Source organism: Streptomyces sp. V4I2, from assembly GCF_030817655.1.
GTDB lineage: Bacteria > Actinomycetota > Actinomycetes > Streptomycetales > Streptomycetaceae > Streptomyces > Streptomyces plumbiresistens.
In genome coordinates this window covers 100,571-118,597 of record NZ_JAUSZM010000003.1, presented here as the reverse complement: position 1 = coordinate 118,597, position 18,027 = coordinate 100,571, and the positions used below count along the sequence as shown (strand labels likewise).

At 67.3% G+C, this 18,027-nt stretch carries 12 protein-coding genes; 7 read left to right on the top strand and 5 right to left on the bottom strand.

All coding sequences use genetic code 11. From position 1 onward, the window contains the following. The first annotated feature begins 724 nt into the window (after positions 1-724). On the top strand, positions 725-910 hold the full coding sequence (locus QFZ76_RS01250; protein WP_307671936.1) for a hypothetical protein: 186 nt from the start codon (positions 725-727) through the stop codon (positions 908-910). Between the two features lie 82 nt (positions 911-992). Here the strand turns inward: QFZ76_RS01250 and QFZ76_RS01245 are convergent, their stop codons facing one another. After that, a complete protein-coding gene (locus QFZ76_RS01245) occupies positions 993-1,454 on the bottom strand; it encodes a hypothetical protein (RefSeq protein ID WP_307671935.1) in 462 nt (153 codons plus the stop codon). Between the two features lie 600 nt (positions 1,455-2,054). Here QFZ76_RS01245 and QFZ76_RS01240 point away from each other — a divergent pair. Both QFZ76_RS01240 and QFZ76_RS01235 read left to right on the top strand, forming a co-directional pair. Beyond that, entirely contained in the window at positions 2,055-2,678 is a 624-nt protein-coding gene (locus tag QFZ76_RS01240; RefSeq protein WP_307671934.1) for a DUF6000 family protein, read from the top strand. A 59-nt stretch (positions 2,679-2,737) separates the two neighbouring features. After that, positions 2,738-3,013 carry a hypothetical protein gene (locus QFZ76_RS01235; protein ID WP_307671933.1) on the top strand — a complete coding sequence of 92 codons (276 nt, stop codon included), beginning with the start codon at positions 2,738-2,740 and terminating at the stop codon, positions 3,011-3,013. A 29-nt stretch (positions 3,014-3,042) separates the two neighbouring features. Here the strand turns inward: QFZ76_RS01235 and QFZ76_RS01230 are convergent, their stop codons facing one another. The 4 genes from QFZ76_RS01230 to QFZ76_RS01215 all read right to left on the bottom strand — a co-directional run bounded on the left by QFZ76_RS01230 (position 3,043) and on the right by QFZ76_RS01215 (position 6,105). Next, complete coding sequence (locus QFZ76_RS01230; RefSeq protein WP_307671932.1) at positions 3,043-3,264, bottom strand: hypothetical protein; 222 nt, start codon at positions 3,262-3,264, stop codon at positions 3,043-3,045. 975 nt (positions 3,265-4,239) lie between these two features. After that, a complete protein-coding gene (locus QFZ76_RS01225; protein WP_307671931.1) occupies positions 4,240-4,515 on the bottom strand; it encodes a hypothetical protein in 276 nt (91 codons plus the stop codon). A 174-nt stretch (positions 4,516-4,689) separates the two neighbouring features. Then, positions 4,690-4,836: a hypothetical protein gene (locus tag QFZ76_RS01220; RefSeq protein ID WP_307671930.1), complete on the bottom strand. Its 147-nt coding sequence runs from the start codon at positions 4,834-4,836 to the stop codon at positions 4,690-4,692. A 609-nt stretch (positions 4,837-5,445) separates the two neighbouring features. Continuing rightward, complete coding sequence (locus QFZ76_RS01215; protein ID WP_307671929.1) at positions 5,446-6,105, bottom strand: HNH endonuclease family protein; 660 nt, start codon at positions 6,103-6,105, stop codon at positions 5,446-5,448. Positions 6,106-6,480: 375 nt separating this feature from the next. Here QFZ76_RS01215 and QFZ76_RS01210 point away from each other — a divergent pair, with 375 nt between their 5' ends. The 4 genes from QFZ76_RS01210 (at position 6,481) to QFZ76_RS01195 (ending at position 18,021) form a co-directional block, all read left to right on the top strand. Continuing rightward, positions 6,481-7,209 (top strand): hypothetical protein, encoded by a 729-nt coding sequence (locus tag QFZ76_RS01210; RefSeq protein WP_307671928.1) that lies wholly within the window; start codon positions 6,481-6,483, stop codon positions 7,207-7,209. A 129-nt stretch (positions 7,210-7,338) separates the two neighbouring features. Next, positions 7,339-7,464: a hypothetical protein gene (locus tag QFZ76_RS01205; RefSeq protein ID WP_307671927.1), complete on the top strand. Its 126-nt coding sequence runs from the start codon at positions 7,339-7,341 to the stop codon at positions 7,462-7,464. Between the two features lie 313 nt (positions 7,465-7,777). Further along, positions 7,778-11,326, top strand: coding sequence for a LamG domain-containing protein (locus QFZ76_RS01200; RefSeq protein WP_307679890.1), 3,549 nt, complete (start codon positions 7,778-7,780; stop codon positions 11,324-11,326). 170 nt (positions 11,327-11,496) lie between these two features. After that, positions 11,497-18,021, top strand: coding sequence for an RHS repeat domain-containing protein (locus QFZ76_RS01195; RefSeq protein ID WP_307671926.1), 6,525 nt, complete (start codon positions 11,497-11,499; stop codon positions 18,019-18,021). Positions 18,022-18,027 lie beyond the last annotated feature (6 nt).

Below are 18,027 nucleotides of genomic sequence, written 5' to 3'. Positions count from 1 at the left end.
CTGGGTTGACGAGCGATCGTCTGCTTTCGTCGCACCTGTGGCTTGTGCGGTCGGTGTCGGAGGCGGCACGGCGTCGGCCGACACCGAGCTACCCGCCCAGCGCCAGCACGAGTGCGCCCACTGTCAGTAGCCGATGACGTCTATTGCTGACCACATGAAGAAGCCCGGTCTGTGATCGCATGCGCCCTCCCCAGAGCACTTCAGAGGGCACGTCGACCCCATGATCCCCACCCTCAACGCACGAGCCGTCACACCGTAGACACTCAGGGTCATGTACGCGACAGGCATTGTGTGATCTGGCTGAGATCGATCTGATGGCAAAGGCGCCACAGGCATGCCCCCATGTGGACGGCGCGCATGTGCCGAGCTGCAACAAGCTGGCTCGGGGAGGGCGATGGGGCCGCCAGGCGAACGGGCGCAGCCGAATTGGTCATGGCTCGAATCTGTGAGGCGTGAGAGATGAACCCTCAGGCGTGGACCGGCGCCCGCTGTCGCAGGGCCGGACGAGGCAGTGAACGTTCGATGCGCCGGCTGCCGCGGTCGCGGCGCCGGCCCGCAGGCGCTTGGTGCACGCATTCCCGAGGCCGTCCAGGCCGACATCAGGAATCTCTGGGTCCAGATCAGGCACACGGCCAGCCCGGGCAGGCGGGGCCGTTGGCCGTGTAGCTGAACTGCTCACTAGGTGTTTCTCAACCCCCGCCGCGATAGCCAAAAGATCTTGCTGATGCCGCACTCATCGTGCCGGCGCCCGCCGGCCAAGTCCACGACGTGCTGGTGCAGGCGGCATCCGCACGGCACGGTCTTCTCCTCCGGGGCAGCGGCCGAAGGCTTCGGGCACGTCGGCCGACGCGACCCGTATCCGTGCTTCCACGAACTCCCCTTCACCGTCAGGCTGTTCACCATCACCTGACCCTGCCACGCAGGTTGTCGCCTGTCAGCGACATGATCGGCCAGCCGTAGGGCGCGTGTGGCTGGAGGCAGGGTGTGTGCCGCTACCGAGATACGACCGGACCAGGCGGGGACCGCGGCGCCGGCGCGGTCCCTTCGACGCGGGTGTGTCGGTCGAGATCCCAGTCCCGGACGACTTGCTCCACCTCGTAACCGGGGAGGCGGGGAAGGAGAGCGATCGCCGCTTCGACCTGGTCGGGGTGTCGTGCGAGACCGGCGACCAGTCCGGCCCAGACCCGGCGGGTGCGCAGGATGGCGGGCAGGTCGGCGGTGGTCACTGTGCCGTCGGCCGCCAGGGCGGCCAGCATCTTCTCGTCGGCCTGTACCAGGAGCCGGTTCCGCAGCCGCTTGGCAGAGGTCCGGGCCAGCAGCGTGGGCAGGGCAGCTTTGAGGGCTTCCTCCCGCCACCGGTCGGCCTGGGAATCGATGCCGTGAAGGCTGATCGCCGGGGCGCACAGGGCCTCAACCACCGTCTTGAGGGCTTCCTGGGGAAGGTCCTCGCTCATCGCAAGACCCCGCCACAGCGGGTACGTACGGGCATTGACCATCCTCGGAACCCCTCCCATGCCTGACCCGGCGTCACCACCCGGTCGCCATCCGTAGAAGGGACCGTACGGCGCACCCGGGTTTGAGCGGGGCGCGATCCGCGAAGTCGACTAGTTTCGCAGCCTTCAGCTGCCGCTACGCCCCAGCAGGCGTCGACCCTACTGACGCTGCCGACGCCGTCACCCGCGCCCACCTTCAAGAGGAGATGAGCCGACGCACAACCGGCTCGGCCCGGGCGACTGTGACTGATTCCTATGTCCGTGTTCCGGGCCATGGATCCTGCTCGTTCGCACGGCACGAGCGCGCGCCTGCCCCGCTCCGGGGTGGCCCGCCTTGCCTGGCAGCCCGGGCCAACGCGGAGGCAGCGAGCCAGCTTTCGGTTTCGGCGCGCTCGCGGCGGCCGAGGAGATCGGACTCGATCTCTGCCAGGCGGTCGAGCATCTTCGGGTCGACGTGGAGCATGGGGCAGCGGATGCAGGCTTCTCTGAACTAGCGATCGCTACTCGGTGCCCCTGGGTAAACCGCTGACAGCTGCGTCCTCGCCCGGCAAAGATGCAGCCATGCGCTATGCCAACACCGACCCGGAGCTCATGGACCTGGTCCGACGATTCGTCACGCCCGGCCAGCGGTACCTGCGGTTGGGTGGAAGCTCGCTGCGGTTGAGCGGGCCTGAGCGCGACCTTTTCATGAGGGAGCTGGTCGAGGCTGCCGGGGAGATCACTCCCGCTGAGCTCGGCATCCTTTTCGAAGGCGGTTGGCGAGAGCGTAAGACTGCCTCCTGGCTGGTTGCCGTGGCTGGCAGGACCGAGTTCCGCAGCCGCATCGGCGAACTCTTGCTGGCCAGCGGAGGCCCCTACGGCGGGTCCTACTGCATCACTCTTGCCACTTTCGGCACCAGCGCGGACGCCGATCTGGTCTGCAGATACCTTGATCGCTACTTGCCTCAACCTGACCTCGTCTACGACCAGACCTTTGCTCTCAGCACACTGCTTCACCTCGATGCCGTCCTTGGGACCGAGCGAGCATCCCGATACCTTGCCGCCGGTGGCCTGTGGCAGCAGTGGACCGATGCCACGTCGAACATGGTGCGGGATCCGCAGGAGTACCAGCAGGTCGTAGACCAACTCTGTTCTTTCGCCAGCGAGTGCGCTGAACTCTTCGTCAGAATGAAAACCAGGCCCTGATCCTCCCGGCCTGACCGCTGGACGCCGACTGCTTCGGACCCCTCGGTAGAGTCTGGGCAATGACAGGAAGCCAGGGCCGCTGGCCAAAGATCGACCAGGATGGTGGCATCGAGGACGTGACACTCCTCATCCTGGAATGGCTTGGTGAGCAGGGCGTGAATGCCATGATCAGGATTGACGCCGAGAGGGTGGCTGACAGCACGCCGGCGTGGACGTTCGCAGCCAGCGGCGGTCCCTTGGAGCATGGCATGCGTGCTGATGGGAGGACGGTGCAGCAGTGCATGTCCACAGCCCTCTCCCAGCTGCGCGAGGCCGGGCTGTCGATTCCGTTTTGATCCTCGTCTTCGCTCGTCTCTGGCTTCGATCATGACGTTGGTCTCGGCGTCCCAGCGATTCCTCTGGACCGGCTGAAGCCCGGCATGCCGAGCTGGACCGCAGCCGACTGTCTCTCGGCTAGTGCGTCGACCTGGGCGAGCTTGTCTATGGCGCCAGCCAGGCTGACCCTGAGCCCTTCGACCTCCCCGAGCCAGCCTTCGCGCTCGGCCTCGGCGATGCGGGCGAGGAGGTTGTCGCGGATCTCCTCCAATCGGCCGCGCTGGGCCGGGTCCGGCCGAAGGAGCGAGCAACGAACACAAGCGTGTTCATGAACACAAGGGCTTGAAAAGGCACGACCGCAGGTGCCGATGGAGACCTTGCGTTTCTCGAAGTGCGCGAGGAAAGCGTCCCATTCCTCCTCGGTGGGGGTCCGATACTCTTCGCTGGGTCGCGCAGCCCTTGGGTCGGGTCGTCCAGCTGCTGCCCGAAGCGCCGTGCTGAGTGAGGATCTGTACTGGCTTGTCCATCCCTGGCTGATGCCGACGCCTCTCTATACAGGGCGAATGCGGAGCTGCTGCTGCGCCAGGTCAAGCGGGCCAAGCGCCGCATCGGCGAGGCAAGCGTGTAGAGGGTGCACCTGGTGGGGGGTCTGCGCAGCCGTCGGCCCTCCCGTGGGGAGGGCCGGGAGGGGCGGCGCGGCCCCGCCCAGGTGACAGCACACGGACGGGGGCCAGGGGCGGGGGCCTCCGCCTGGGGGGAAAGAGGATCACCGCGGTCACAGGATGGCACTGGATTCGGCCATGCAACAGGGTTGTGACTGGAATCGGCCGCATGACGGGATAAGCCTTGGCATGCGGCCCTGGGCCGGTAGGGGAGTCATGCCGTCTCTCGCCGCGCCCCGGTGCCGCACGAAGTCGGTCAGGGCGCGGCGTTGGGGTGTCGTGTCAGCCGACGAGGGTGACCGTGACGGGGACGTCGGGGCAGCGGACGAGCGTCTCGGACAAGACAGCCTTCTCCCACGGCCGGGAGCGGTGGCTGAGGCTGGATGAGATTCCGCTGCCGCCGCCCACTCCGGTTGCCTGACCGCTCGTAGGCGGCAGTCGTCTGCAGGTTCCGCGCGAAGTCTGCCGCCTGGTGGCCGGCGCACGGCAGAGAGCCCTCACCGCCCTCGGCGCCGCGTTGCTGGCACCGAGGGCCGGGCTGCCTTCGTCCGTACGGGCGCTTCGGACGGTCGGCTGGTCCGAGCTCACAATGGGGAGGTGAGGTGGCGCAGTTGCTCAACGAGGGATGGCTGGGGGAGGGGGACCGTGCCGATTTCGGGGTGGTGTTGGCGGGTGATGTAGGGGTGGATCTGGTCGAGCTGTGGCGGGTGGATCAGGGGGGCGGTGGTGCGGTCGCCGCACAGGCAGGTGGGTTCAAAGTGGTGGCGCAGTAGTTGGGTGCGCCAGTAGTCGGCGTCGTGGTACTCCCCGCTGTGGGCGTGTTCGAGGAAGAGGCAGTATTCGGCGACCTGATGTTCCAAGCCGGCGGCGAAGCGCCACCAGAAGCGGGCGCCGTTTGAGTCGTCGGCAAGGTGGAGCAGGCAGGCGAAGACGAGGGCGCCGGTCTTGTCGGCGTACTGGCTGGCGATGAACTCATCGAGGTGGCTGTCGGCGTCAGGGGTCGTCGATGGTGCGGTGGTCGGACGGCAGCGGGGTCATGAGCGGTTCTTCCCGTCGGGGTGCTCCGGGCAGCGGAGTTTGAGCAGGGTGGCCAAGCGTCGGCGGCCGGTGCGGAGTTGGGAGCGGACGGTGGCTTCCTCGTTGCCCATCACTTCAGCGGCTTCTGCGGCGGTGAAGCCCATGCATCTATGCGGGCACCATCCTGATACCGGAGCAAACCCCCGGATCAGGACGAACCCGTACACCACTTCCCTGGACGCAACCTTGCTTTCGCTATGCTGCCGTGCGATACCCGGCTGAAGCCGGAAGCTACAGGGTTCGGTCACCGGGGTGCTCGTGAGGCCTGGATGGCACGGATCTCCTCCGGGATACCCCGCACTCGCAGCGCGGACCGGAGCGCAGCCTTCCGTCACTCGCCGTGGGATCGGTTGGCGCGACGCGTGACTCCCTTTGGCGTGCCGTCGTTGAACAGCACGACTCCATACGCCGGGCCTCGGGGACGTCTCTGAACCCCCGGGGCCCGTGGCGTGATAGCGATTCCCACAGGGCAGTAGGGTTTGTGCTGGTCCGTACCGAACGCACTTGGTACAGCCCTTCACGCGAGCTGCGGGGTGAAGGGCGGCGCGGTGGCGGCCCGGGCGACTGTGACTGATTCCTATGTCCGTGTTCCGGGCCATGGATCCTGCTCGTTCGCACGGCACGAGCGCGCGCCTGCCCCGCTCCGGGGTGGCCCGCCTTGCCTGGCAGGCCGGGCCAACGCGGAGGCAGCCGGGCAGCAGACCCATGCAACGTCAGGGAGCGGGTTCGTACGTCACCGTCTGCTCCGGGCAGCCCGCGGCGACGTTCTCCAACGCGCTCAGCTCGCCGTCGTCGACCGCCAGGCCCCAGCGGAGTTTGGTGCCCACCCACTCGGCGGCGTACCGGCAGTGCACGTCGTCGGCGGGCGGCAGCCATTCGGCGGGGTCTTGGTCGGCCTTGCTGCGGTTGGAGCGCGCGGTGGCGGCGACGAGCGATGGCTTGGCGCCCTGGTCGTTGGCGTACGCCTCCCGGCGCAGCGGGGTCCAGGCCGATGCGCCGCTGTCCCATGCTTCGGCGAGGGGCACCATGTGGTCGATGTCGAGACCGGACGCCGCCGTCACGACGGTGGCGTCGTAATACGAAAACCAGCTCCCGCCGCTCAGACGGCAGCCGGGGCCGACTGCGGGCGGGTCGACCGCTTCATGGATGAGGACCTCGGCGCGGGTGTTACACCCGTCGGCCGGGTCGTCGCCGGTGTTCCAGTGACGGAACTTGTCGCGGCTGTAGCCGTCACGGGACTCGGTGGCCACAGGCAGGCTGGCGACGGCTTCGGCCAGGGGCAGGGTCTCGGCGGCGTGGGCAGGGGTGGAGACGGTGGCGGGCAGGACGGCGAGGGCAACGGCCGCGAGGCCGCGCAGGACAGCATTGACCATGTGCCGTTGGTAGCCGCCTTGAAGGGGGTGTGATCAGCGGTTTCCCCGGAGTGCCGCTCGTGTGAGTGGAAAGGTCATACCGGAGAACCAAACGCCCGCCGCTCGAAGGTGTCGGTCACCGCCCTCAAGGGGACGGCCCCGCCGCAGGCAGCGGCCGTGGGCTTCGGCGCATGCGGTGGCGGTGTCGTGGTCCGCGGTGACGCCGGCGAGGGTGTGGCCGAGGCTGGCCAGATGGACGGCGAGGGCGTCGGCCCGCTCGGAGGAGAGTGGGGTGAGGGTCAGCCGGCGGGTCGGCCGGACGGTAGAAGATCGCTTGGGTCTCGCCCGCCGATTCCAGTTCGCCAAAGAGGACGGCCCGTCAAGGAGCATGGCCAGTTGAGCTACAAGCCGAGCGACTTACAGCCGGTCTACGACCCCGCTCGAGGGTGGGCCCACTTCGTCCTCTATACCGAGCCCGCGCACGGGTTCGCCAGCGCCGGACTCAACGGCATGGTCTCCATCGAGCAGGAGTCACCGTACGTGCGGGAGTGGTTGAGCAGGCTCCAGCCGTGCAAACCGAACACCCTGCACACGACGCTCGTGTCGTCAGAGAAGATCCCCGAGCTGTTCCACGCATGCGTACGGGACGACAAGGACAGCCCCTCAGCGGTGGGTGGATCAGGCTGTGTCTGCCATCAGACCTTCATCGACCAGGAGTTCGGGCTTTCCGTCGTCGCGCGGCACTACCGCACCGTGGGCGGAAACATCGAGACGTGGACCCATCTCACCTTCGCCCCGCTCGATCTACGTCCGGGCGATGACTTCCACCGGCTGATTATTGATCAGACCGGGCCCTTCTGGACCCGGACGAAGAACGGTCTGCTGTCCCTGCTGCCGGAGACGAGGGCAGGCGGCTACGGCACTGGATACGGCGGGGGAGGACCAACCGAGCTCGCCCGGTACATCACCAGGCTCATCGCCTCGGACGGTAAGGACACGGCCGCACGGGGTGGTCGGTACGACACCGATCCGGACCCTCAGATCGCGCGATGGGTGTCTAGCGAGGCGGCCACCCGAACCCAGGAGCTGACGTTGAAGGACCTCAAGGCCCTCCAACACGGCTGAGTCGCCCGGACGACCATTGCATGGCTACACGCCACCTGGCTGCTGGGACCCGGCGGCTGGCAGGCCGTCGTGGTGCTGGAAGAGACGCCCCGGCTGGGAGAAGGGCGAATCAGTTTTTTAGGAGGCGGCATGAGGGCCACCAACCGAGGCGGCCCGGCTGCCCGCGCCGACGGCGAGCTGCCACCAGAGCGGGGCGGATTCCGGATGTCCGGTCAGGCGAAGCAGCAGGTGAAGAGGGTTCCGACCGACGAATGATCTCTGCGAAGTTGAAGAGAGGTCAATGTGATATGCGTCACCATTGACCGGCATGATCAATCATCACATGATCCTCACTGCTTCTTATAAAGAAATTCTAAAGGGGACGGGTGGGGGCGTGTTTACGCAAACAGGGCGGCACGGCTGGCGTCAGGCGGTGGGGAGTTGGGCGCTAGCCGGCGCGCTCCTGGGGGGCGCGGTGGTCGGGGCTGGGGTGACTCCGGCACTCGCCGATGACGGGGTGGCCTCGGTCGCGGCTGACAGGACTCCTGAGTCGCAGGCGAGTGCTCTCGCGGCGGAGACGGGTGAGCGGGTGGCCGTGGACGCGGCTACCACCGAGGCGTCCCAGGTCTTCGCCAACCCGGACGGCACCTTCACGCAGGACATGAACGCGGCTCCGGTCCGTGCCCGGAAGGACGACGGCACCTGGGCCCCCATCGACACCACCCTGGTGCGCGAGGCCGACGGCTCCGTGCGGGCGAAGAATACGACGGCCGTTCTCACTTTCTCGGGCGGCGGCGGGGACCGACTGGTCACGCTGGAGGACGAGGGGCGCGAGCTGCAGCTCGGCTGGCCCACCACTCTGCCCGAGCCCCGGCTCGACGGCGACACCGCCACCTACCCTGGAGTTCTTCCGGACGTCGATCTGAAACTGACCGCGCTGAGCTCCGGTTACACCTCGGTGCTCGTGGTCAAGACCGCGGAGGCGGCCCAGAATCCGGCGCTCGCAACGATCAGGATGACCCTCTCCGCCGGCGGCCTGGACATCGCCCCGACGGCCGACGGCGGCTTCGTCGCGCGCGACGGCGACGGCACCCCGGTCTTCGACAGCCCGGCAGGACGGATGTGGGACTCGGCCGGTGACACACCGGACACGGGCACCACCACGACCGGCGTCACCACCCAACTCGCCCGCACTGCTGCCTCTTCGGTAGAAGCCGAGGACGAGCCGGAGGCGACGGAGGCGGACCCGCTTCCCGCCGCTGGGGGCGAGCCGGCCCCTTCGGAGGGCCCCGGCAGCGGTGACGCGGCGGCCGAGCTTCCGCTCAAGGTCACCGGCACCACCTTGGAGATCACGCCCGATCCGGCGCTGCTGCACGGCGAGGACACCGTCTTCCCGCTCTACATCGACCCGCCGACCAAGGGCATCGCGCTGGGCGACTGGACGGCGCTGGCCTCCAACGGCACCAAGTACTGGGAGTTCGACGGCGACAAGGGCGTGGGGCGCTGCTCCAACTACGCCGGCTACCTCTGCGCCAACACCCCGTACACCCAGCGCATGTACTTCGAGTACCCGCTCTCGTCGATCCACGGCAAGAAGATCCTGGACGCGACGATGGAGGTGTACCAGCTGTGGACGTTCACCTGCGATCCGCACTGGTACGACCTCAGCCACGTGAACAAGGGCATCTCCTCCAGCACCACCTGGTCGACCCGCCCCACCGCGGACGACCTGATGGGCGACCGGAACGTGGCCTACGGGCGGGGCACCCTGTGCAGCCCGTCGCAGCCGGCGAACTGGGTGCGCTTCAGCGACAACGTGGGCGAGGAGACGAACGAGAACCTCACCACGACCCTCGCCTCCCACGCCGCGAACAAGGCGGCGCAGATCACCTTCTCGCTGACCGCGCACGACGAGTCCGACGCAGCCGCCTGGGCGCGTTTCCGCAACGACGCCAAGCTGTCGGTGACCTACGTCTCCTACCCGGACAAGCCGACCTCGTACGGCGTCCAGCAGGGCACCACCGGGCGGGCCTGCAACGCCTCCACGCTGCCCTTCGCCACCAGCGACACCACGCCGAAGATGCTCGCCACGGTGCAGTCGGCCGACGGCTCCAACTCCCAGCTGCGCGCCATGTTCGAGGTGTGGAAGGCCGACGGCTCCAGCCGCGCCTGGTACGCGGCCTCCCCGGACGGCGCCTGGGTGGCCGACAACGCCAGCCGCGACGCGTCCACCAGCACGCTGCCGGCGCAGACGGACTACCGGATGCGGGTCAAGACGCAGGCGTACTACATGACGGACCGTGGCGCCAGTGGTGTCCTGGACTCGTCCTGGTCGTCCTGGTGCTACTTCCGGGTCGACACCGACTCGCCGCCGCCTCCTGTGGTGTCCAGCGCGGACGGCGTCTACGAGCCGGCCGAGACCGCCCCGGCCGCGGGCGGCGTGGGCACGCCGGGCAGGTTCACCTTCACCCCCGCGGACACCAACGCCACCACGGCCGGCATCCAGTCGGACGTCGTCAGCTTCAGGTGGAAGCTGAACAGCGGAGCGCTCTCCCCTCCGATCACCGTCGCCAAGGGCACGGCCACCACCCAGACGATCACACCCAACCAGGCCGGTGAGAACACCATCCAGGTCTTCGCCTACGACGCGGCCAGCCACAGCTCGCTCACCGGCTACTACAGCTTCCTGGTCAAGGGTGCCGAGAAGCCCTCGGGGATCTGGCACCTGGACAACGCCCTCACCGACTCCACCACCGCCACCCAGCACCCGCTGACTTCCTCCGGGGCCACCTGGGACACCCTGGCCCGCAACGGTTCCGGCGCGGCGAAGCTCAACGGCACGAGCGCCTACCTCTCCACCTCCGGCGCGGTCCTGGACACCACCAAGTCCTTCACCGTCTCGGCATGGGCGCGCCTGGCCAAGAAAGACGTCAACTACACCGTCCTGTCCCAGGCGGGCACGAACGCCTCCGGGTTCCAGCTGTACTACTCCACGGCCTACAACGCCTGGATCTTCAACCGCCACGAGACGGACGTCACCAGTCCCGCGATCGTCCGCTCGATCGGCACCAAGCCGCCGGTCCTGAACGCCTGGACCCACCTCGCCGGTGTCTACGACGCTGCGGCGCAGACCCTTCAGCTGTACGTCAACGGCGTCCCGCAGGGTGCTCCGGTGCAGTTCACCGCCACCCCGTGGAAGGCCTCCGGAGGGCTGCAGGTCGGACGGCTGTGGCACGCCGCGGCAGGCAAGGAGAACTTCGCCGGAACCATCGACGAGGTGCAGGTCTGGTCCCGGGCACTCGCAGACACCGAAGTCGCCCACGCGGCTTGGCTGGAGGACGAGGACCTCAGCGACGGCACGGCCGGCGACCCGGTCCCGGCGCTCGTCGCCAAGTGGGACGCCACGGACATGGCCAACGCGACCGGCACCACGGTGAAGGACACCAGCGGCTTCGGCCGGAACCTCACCCTCAACGGGGCCGCTCTCGCCCAGTTCACCACCGGCGACCCGGACATCGGCGAAGAGGTCACCACCACGCAGACGATGGCCCTGAACGGCACCAGCGCGTATGCCACCGCCGCCGGTCCGGTCGTCGATGACTCCGGCTCGTTCACCGCGACCGCTTGGGTGACGCTGGACCCTGCCAAGCTCGCCGACACGAGCAAGTCGTATGCGGTGCAGGTGTTCGGTCAGTCGGGGACGAGCCAGTCCTCCTGGGGCGTCTGGTACGAGCAGCCGGCCGGGAGCACCCAGGGACGGTGGACATTCGGCCGCCCGGACAAGGACGGCACCGGAGCGGTCTGGACCGAGAATGAGTCCACCGCCTTTACGACGGCTCAGCTGGGTGTCCCGGTCATGCTGACGGTTGTCTACGACGCCCAGGCGGAAGTCGATGACCAGGACACTTCCAAGCTCGGCGGCCTCAAGCTCTACGTCGACAGCGCCCGGATGGGCGACGAGTACGGCGTGCCCTACACCGCCCCCTGGCAGGGCAGCGGAGCGTTCGAGGTCGGCCGCGCGAAGATCAACGGCGCTGCCGCGCGCTACTTCCCCGGCAAGATCGACAGCGTCCGCGTCTGGGCCGGAGCCACCTCCACCGACACGATCGCCAACCGGCGCAACACCGAGCAGCAGTAGAAGCCGGGCGGGACAGGGCGGGCCCTGTTGCCCGTCATGTCCCGCCCTTCCTCCCGCTGCTCGCAACACACTCGTCGGCGTCTCCGCGGACCTGCCGATGACATCCAGCGTTCTCGGGCGCCGACGCCGCCCGAGCGCCTCCTGCCCATATCCGAGAACCGGGAATCACCGTGTCTTCATCCCCCTTTCGCTCACGCCTGCCAGGGGCGGTCATACGCCGCTGGCTCGGCCGTGGCGCACTCGTCGTCTCCCTCTCCGTCCTACCGCAAGTCGTGGTGCCCTCGGGCTACGACTTCGCCGCCCAAGCCCAGACCCCGGCAGCCCGCAAGCCGCTGGAGGACCGGCCCGACGCGAAGATCGACAAGGTAGGCGTGCTCAAGCCCGGCACGTCCAAGGCCCCGAAGGACAAGGCCGCCACCGCCGCCCGCAAGACCCGTGACCGGCTGAAGAAAGCCGCGTGGCCGACGGCCGGGAAGGCCACCGCCGAAGTCCCGGCGACCGGCGGGGCCGCAGTCACCGTCGGCGGGCTCGGCGTGAAGCTGGCCCAGCAGCCCGCCGCCCCGGCACCCAAGCCGGCGAAGAGCAAGACAGCGGCCAAGGCCACCGGCCCGGCCGAAAAAGTGGCGCTCAGCGTTCACCCCCAGTCGGCCGCGAAAAAGGCCGGCGTCAATGGCGTCCTGCTCACCGTCGACCCGGCGAAATCCGCATCCAAAAACTCCGCCGGTGACACCGACAAGCTCCGCGTCTCCCTCGACTACTCGTCCTTCAACGACGTCTACGGCGGCAACTTCGGCCCCCGGCTGAGCCTCGTGACCCTCCCGGCGTGTGCGCTGACCACCCCGCAGAAGAAGTCCTGCCGCACCCAGCGCCCCATAGCTGGCGCGGACAACGACGCAGAGTCCCAAAACCTTACGGGCACCGTCTCCGCCCGCACCCTGACGGCCGGCACCCCAATGCTGCTCGCGGCGGCGGCCGATAGTTCAGGCGGCGGCAGCGACTACAGCGCCACCCCGCTGTCCCCGACCGCCACCTGGGAGGCCGGCGGCAGCACGGGTGACTTCACCTGGAACTACCCGCTGCGAGTTCCCCCGGCGACGGCAGGCCCGTCCCCGAACCTGTCCATCTCCTACAACTCCGCCTCGGTCGACGGCCGCACGGCCGGGGAGAACAACCAGACTTCCGTGGTCGGCGAGGGCTTCTCGATCACCGAGTCCTACGTCGAGCGCAAGTACGGCTCCTGCAAGGACGACGGCCAGTCCGGCAAGGGTGACCTGTGCTGGAAGTACGCCAACGCCACCCTGGTCCTCAACGGTAAGGCGGTGGAGCTGGTCAACACCTGCGCCGACAAGGCGGCCTGCGACACCGCCGCCCTGTCCGAGGCCTCCGGCGGTTCGTGGAAGGTGAAGAACGAGGACGGCTCCCGCGTCGAGCACCTGACCGGCGCCATCGGCAACGGGGACAACAATGGCGAGTACTGGAAGGTGACGGACGCGTCCGGTATCCAGTATGTCTTCGGCAAGCACCGGATGCCCGGCTGGAGTGACAAGGGAACCACCGACACCGCCGACGACGACCCGTCAACCAACTCCGGGTGGACCGTCCCGGTCTTCGGTGACGACTCCGGCGAACCCTGCTACAAGTCCACCGGTTTCGCCGACTCCTCCTGCTACCAGGCCTGGCGCTGGAACCTTGACTACGTCGTGGACACCCACGGCAACGCCTCCACCTACTGGTACGGCCGGGAGACGAACTACTACTCCAAGAACGCCGACACCACGGTAAACGGCACCGCCTACACCCGCGGCGGCTACCTCAACCGCATCGACTACGGCCTGCGCAGCGACCTGATCTACTCCAAGCCGGCCGCCCAGCAGGTCCGCTTCACCTACGCCGAACGCTGCGTCGTCTCGGGCGGCTGCTCCAGCCTGACGGCGGACACCAAGGCCAACTGGCCCGACGTGCCCTTCGACATGATCTGCGCGTCCGGCACCAAGTGCACCACCCAGATCGGCCCGGCCTTCTTCACCCGCAAGCGCCTCACCGACATCACCACCTCGGTGTGGACCGGCACCGGCACCACCCAGCGGAACGTGGACGCCTGGCACCTGGACCAGAACTTCCCCGACACCGGTGACGCCTCCTCGGCGAGCCTGTGGCTGAAGTCCATCCAGAACACCGGCAAGGCCAACACCACCGCGGCCGCCATGCCGCCGATCGTCTTCGGCGGAATCCAGCTGTCCAACCACGTCGAGGGCAGCGGCCCGGACACCCTGCGCTACATCAAGTGGCGAGTGCGCACCATCAAGTCCGAGACCGGCTCGACCCTCACCGTCAACTACTCCGACCCAGACTGCATCTGGGGAACCAGCATGCCGGCGGACATCGACAAGAACACCCGCCGCTGCTTCCCGGTCAAGTGGTCCCAGTCCGGGGCGACCCCCGTCACCGACTGGTTCCACAAGTACGTGGTCACCTCCGTCTTCCAGGACGACCCCTACGGGCACGGCGACACCGGCGAGAAGTACTACGACTACCAGGACGGGGCCGGCTGGGCCTACGCCGACGACGAGGGCATCACCAAAGCCTCCAACCGCACCTGGGGGCAGTGGCGCGGCTACGGCAAGGTCGTGGAGACCTCCGGCGACTCCGAGGGCCCGCGCAGCAAGAAGCTGACGCTCTACATGCGCGGCCTGAACGGCGAGAAGAAACTCGACGGCACCGCCCGAGTGGAGAAGGTCACCGACTCCACCGGCACCGCCATCGACGACTCCCGCCAGTACACCGGCTTCGTCCGCGAGACCATCATCTACAACGGCACCGCAGAAGTAAGCGGCACCATCAACACGCCTTGGTCCCACAAGACCGGCAGCCACGCCTACAGCTGGGGCACCACCGAGTCCTGGATCGTCCAGGCCGGCGAGACCGCCACCCGCACCAAGACCTCCACCGGCACCCGCACGGTCAAGCAGAAGACCACCTACGACACCACCTACGGCATGCCGCTCACCGTCGAAGACCTCGGTGACATCGGCAAGAGCGGTGACGAGACCTGCACGCGCAAGAGCTACACGCGGAACACCAAGGACTGGGTCGTCTCCCTTGCCTACCGCGTCGAGGTCTACAGCGTTCCCTGTACCGCCACACCTGTCGTGCCCAAGGATGTGATTTCCGACGCCACCACCGCATACGACAACCTGTCGGTCGGTGCCGCGCCCACCCTGGGCGACCTGACGGACAGCTATCGGGTTGCCAGCTACGACGCTGAGAAGAAGCCCGTCTACCAGAAGGTCTCCAACAGCACGTACGACAAGCTGGGCCGCGCCCTGGTGACGACCGATGCTCTCAATCATCAGGTGAAGAACACCTATACGCCTGACGACACCGGTTACGGCCCGCTGACCTCGACGACCACGACCGATCCCAAGCTCTTCACGACCACCACCGAAGTGGATCCGGCCTGGGGCACGGCCACCAAGAGCACAGACGCCAACGGCGGTGTCACCGAGCAGGCTCAGGACGCGCTTGGGCGTCTGCGATCCGTATGGATGCCGGACCGCTCCCGTGGTCTCGGCGACTCCGCGAGCATCGTCTACGAGTACGGCGTCAACAACGACAAGGAGACCTGGGTCCGTACCGACACTCTCAAGGCGGACGGGAAGACCTACAACAGCTCCTACGAGATCTTCGACAGCCTACTGCGGTCCCGCCAGAAGCAGGCCCCCGCGCCGAACGGCGGCCGGGTGATCGCGGAAACGCTCTACGACGACCGCGGTCTCGCCTACCGCAGCAACGCGCAGGTCCACGACAACGAGACGGCCTCGGGCGTTCTCGCCAACACGTTCCCGGGCTCCGTCCCCGCCTCCACCGAGATGGTGTTCGATGCCGCGGGCCGTGCCACGGACACGATCTTCCGTGTCTACGGCCAGGAGAAGTGGCGCACCAAGACCGACCAGCAGGGCGACCGCACCGCTGTCACCGCTGCTGCGGGCGGCACCGGCGTGTTGACCATCACCGACGCCAAGGGGCGTGTCACCGAGCGCCGCGAGTATGCGGGGCCCGTGCCCAGCGGCGACGACTACACCCGCACGCGCTTCACCTACTTCCCGAGCGGCCAGGTCGCAACGATGTCCGGGCCGGACGGCGCCCTCTGGTCGTACGGCTATGACCTGCGAGGACGTCGGGAGTGGACGATCGACCCGGACAAGGGCCGCATCGACACGACGTACAACGACGTGGACCAGCCGACGACGGTGACCAGTAACCTCAACGGTGTCTCACGCACCGTGATCACCGACTACGACGGACTCGGTCGTAAGATCGGTACCTGGGACGGGGTGAAGGACGACGCGCACCAGTTGACCAAGTTCACCTACGACTCTCTGGCCAAGGGGCTGCCGACCGCCTCGATCCGCTATGTCGGCGGCACGACCGGAAAGATCTACTCCCAGTCGGTCACCGGCTACGACGTGCTCGGCCGTGCCAAGGGTTCCAAAACCGTGATCGCGGCAAGCGATCCACTCGTCACGGCTGGTGCGGCGCAGACGTACGTCACTTCCACCGCTTACAACATCGACGGGACCGTCCAGTCCACGTCGCTGCCCGCGGTCGCGGGCCTGGCCGCCGAGACCGTCGTCAACAAGTACAACGGCCTCGGTATGCTCACCGCCACCGACGGCATGACGGACTACGTCCAGAACATCGGGTATTCCCCGTACGGCGAGATCGAGGAGACCCGTCTGGGAACCTCAACTGACGCCAAGCAGTTGCAGATCCTCAACCGCTACGAGGACGGCACCCGCCGACTGGTCAACTCCCACACTGTCGACCAGACCAACGCCGGTTACACTAGCGACGCCGACTACACCTACGACGCCAGCGGCAACATCACGTCGATCACCGACAATGCCAACGGCAAGGACGCCCAGTGCTTCACCTACGACGGCCACCGGCGTCTCACCGAAGCCTGGACACCGGCGTCCAGCGACTGTGCCACCGCTCGCTCCGCCAGCGCCCTCGGCGGACCAGCTCCGTACTGGATGAGTTGGACCTACAAGACCGGTGGCCTGCGCGATACCCAGACCGAGCACAAGGCTTCGGGCAACACCAGCACTTCCTACGGCTACCCCGCAGTCAACGCGTCCGGTACGGGCCAGCCGCACACCTTGACCTCGTACAGCGTCAACGGTGGAACCGCCAAAGACCTCCAGTACGACGATCAGGGGAACACCACCAAGAGGTATGGGCCGACGGGCACCGCCCAGAGCCTTACCTGGAACATCGAGGGAGAGCTCACCAACCTCACCGAGGGCACGAAGGCCACCGACTACCTGTACGACGCCAACGGTGACCTCCTCATCCGCCGTGGATCCGACCAGACCGCGCTCTACCTCGCCGGTCAGGAGCTCCACTACGACACCACTGCCAAGAAGTTCACCGCCCAGCGCTACTACCCGGCCGGCGATGCCACCGCCGTCCGCACCGAGAGCGGCCTGACCTGGATGGTCGACGACCACCACGGCACCGCTTCGCTGGCGGTGGACGCCACCACCCAGGCCGTCAGCCACCGATACACTAAGCCCTTCGGCGAGACCCGTGGCGCGACCCCGTCCGTCTGGCCCGACGACAAGGGTTTCCTCGGCGCACCGACCGACACCGCCACCGGCCTCACGCACGTCGGCGCTCGCGAGTACGACCCGGCGACGGGGCGCTTCCTCTCCGTCGATCCCGTTCTCGCCCCGGCGGATCACGAGTCCCTCAACGGCTACGCCTACGCCAACAACACCCCCGTGACCATGGCCGACCCAAGCGGCCTGCGGCCGATCACGGACTGTGAGCGCGGGTGCAGCGACGGCAACGGCGGCACCTACCGGGATTACATGACGATGGGCCCGAATGGTACATGGGTCTATCATTCGACCCAGACATACGTGCAAACGGTCAATGTCGGGAATTCGACCGGCACGCTCACGACGGTGGTCAGCCAGAGAAAGAACCGCCTCAGTGTCCAGGTCACCTTCCAGAAGGGGCCGAATCCGGCTCCTATGAAAAAGGGGACGCAGCTCAAGACAATCGTCGCGGGGAAGGCCGCCGGAATAGGTGACGGACTTCTTCAGATCAGCGACGTCGCGAATCCGTTCTGCTGGTTCGACGACGGCTTCTGCTCCTCCACCTCGGAGAACGAACAGCAAACCGATGATTGGGCGGCTTCTCTCGGGGCGGATACGGACTCGTCACTCTACGATGCGGCCCAGGCCAACGGTCAAGAGGCGGCATGGCTGGCCTTTGGGGGGGGACGGCTCAAGGTCTCCAAGGGTGAAGCCAATGTCGTCGTTTTCGCAGCGGAGGAAATTGACGTCGCGAACCTCACGATGACCAAGACGGTCGCGAAGCATGTCACGGAGCGCATCAAGAAGGGGACTAATTACCCCAACGAGCGCCCCTATGGCTTCCCCGCTGCCGGCGAGTCGGCTCCGGTCGAGAAGTTGGGGACACTGTCGCGGCCGTACATGAGTAGCCACGACGGTCAGTTGCTCCGTGAGATCATGCAGGGGTCCGCGCCCAGGCTCGATTCCCGAGGTGCTGCCGGGGTTATCGAATGGAGAACCCCTGGGGCGATGAACGGGAGCGAGGGCATCTGGGAACTCAACATCAATGTGCAGCAGAACAAGATCGTCCATTGGAACTTCGTGAGGTGATCTGGC

Excerpts from the sequence above, each read along its gene's own strand:
- QFZ76_RS01245 (WP_307671935.1), bottom strand. The coding sequence starts at position 1,454 with ATGAGCGAGGACCTTCCCCAGGAAGCCCTCAAGACGGTGGTTGAGGCC.
- QFZ76_RS01240 (WP_307671934.1), top strand. The coding sequence starts at position 2,055 with ATGCGCTATGCCAACACCGACCCGGAGCTCATGGACCTGGTCCGACGA.
- QFZ76_RS01205 (WP_307671927.1), top strand. The coding sequence starts at position 7,339 with ATGAGGGCCACCAACCGAGGCGGCCCGGCTGCCCGCGCCGACGGCGAG.
- QFZ76_RS01220 (WP_307671930.1), bottom strand. The coding sequence starts at position 4,836 with ATGGGCTTCACCGCCGCAGAAGCCGCTGAAGTGATGGGCAACGAGGAA.
- QFZ76_RS01250 (WP_307671936.1), top strand. The coding sequence starts at position 725 with ATGCCGCACTCATCGTGCCGGCGCCCGCCGGCCAAGTCCACGACGTGC.
- QFZ76_RS01235 (WP_307671933.1), top strand. The coding sequence starts at position 2,738 with ATGACAGGAAGCCAGGGCCGCTGGCCAAAGATCGACCAGGATGGTGGC.
- QFZ76_RS01215 (WP_307671929.1), bottom strand. The coding sequence starts at position 6,105 with ATGGTCAATGCTGTCCTGCGCGGCCTCGCGGCCGTTGCCCTCGCCGTC.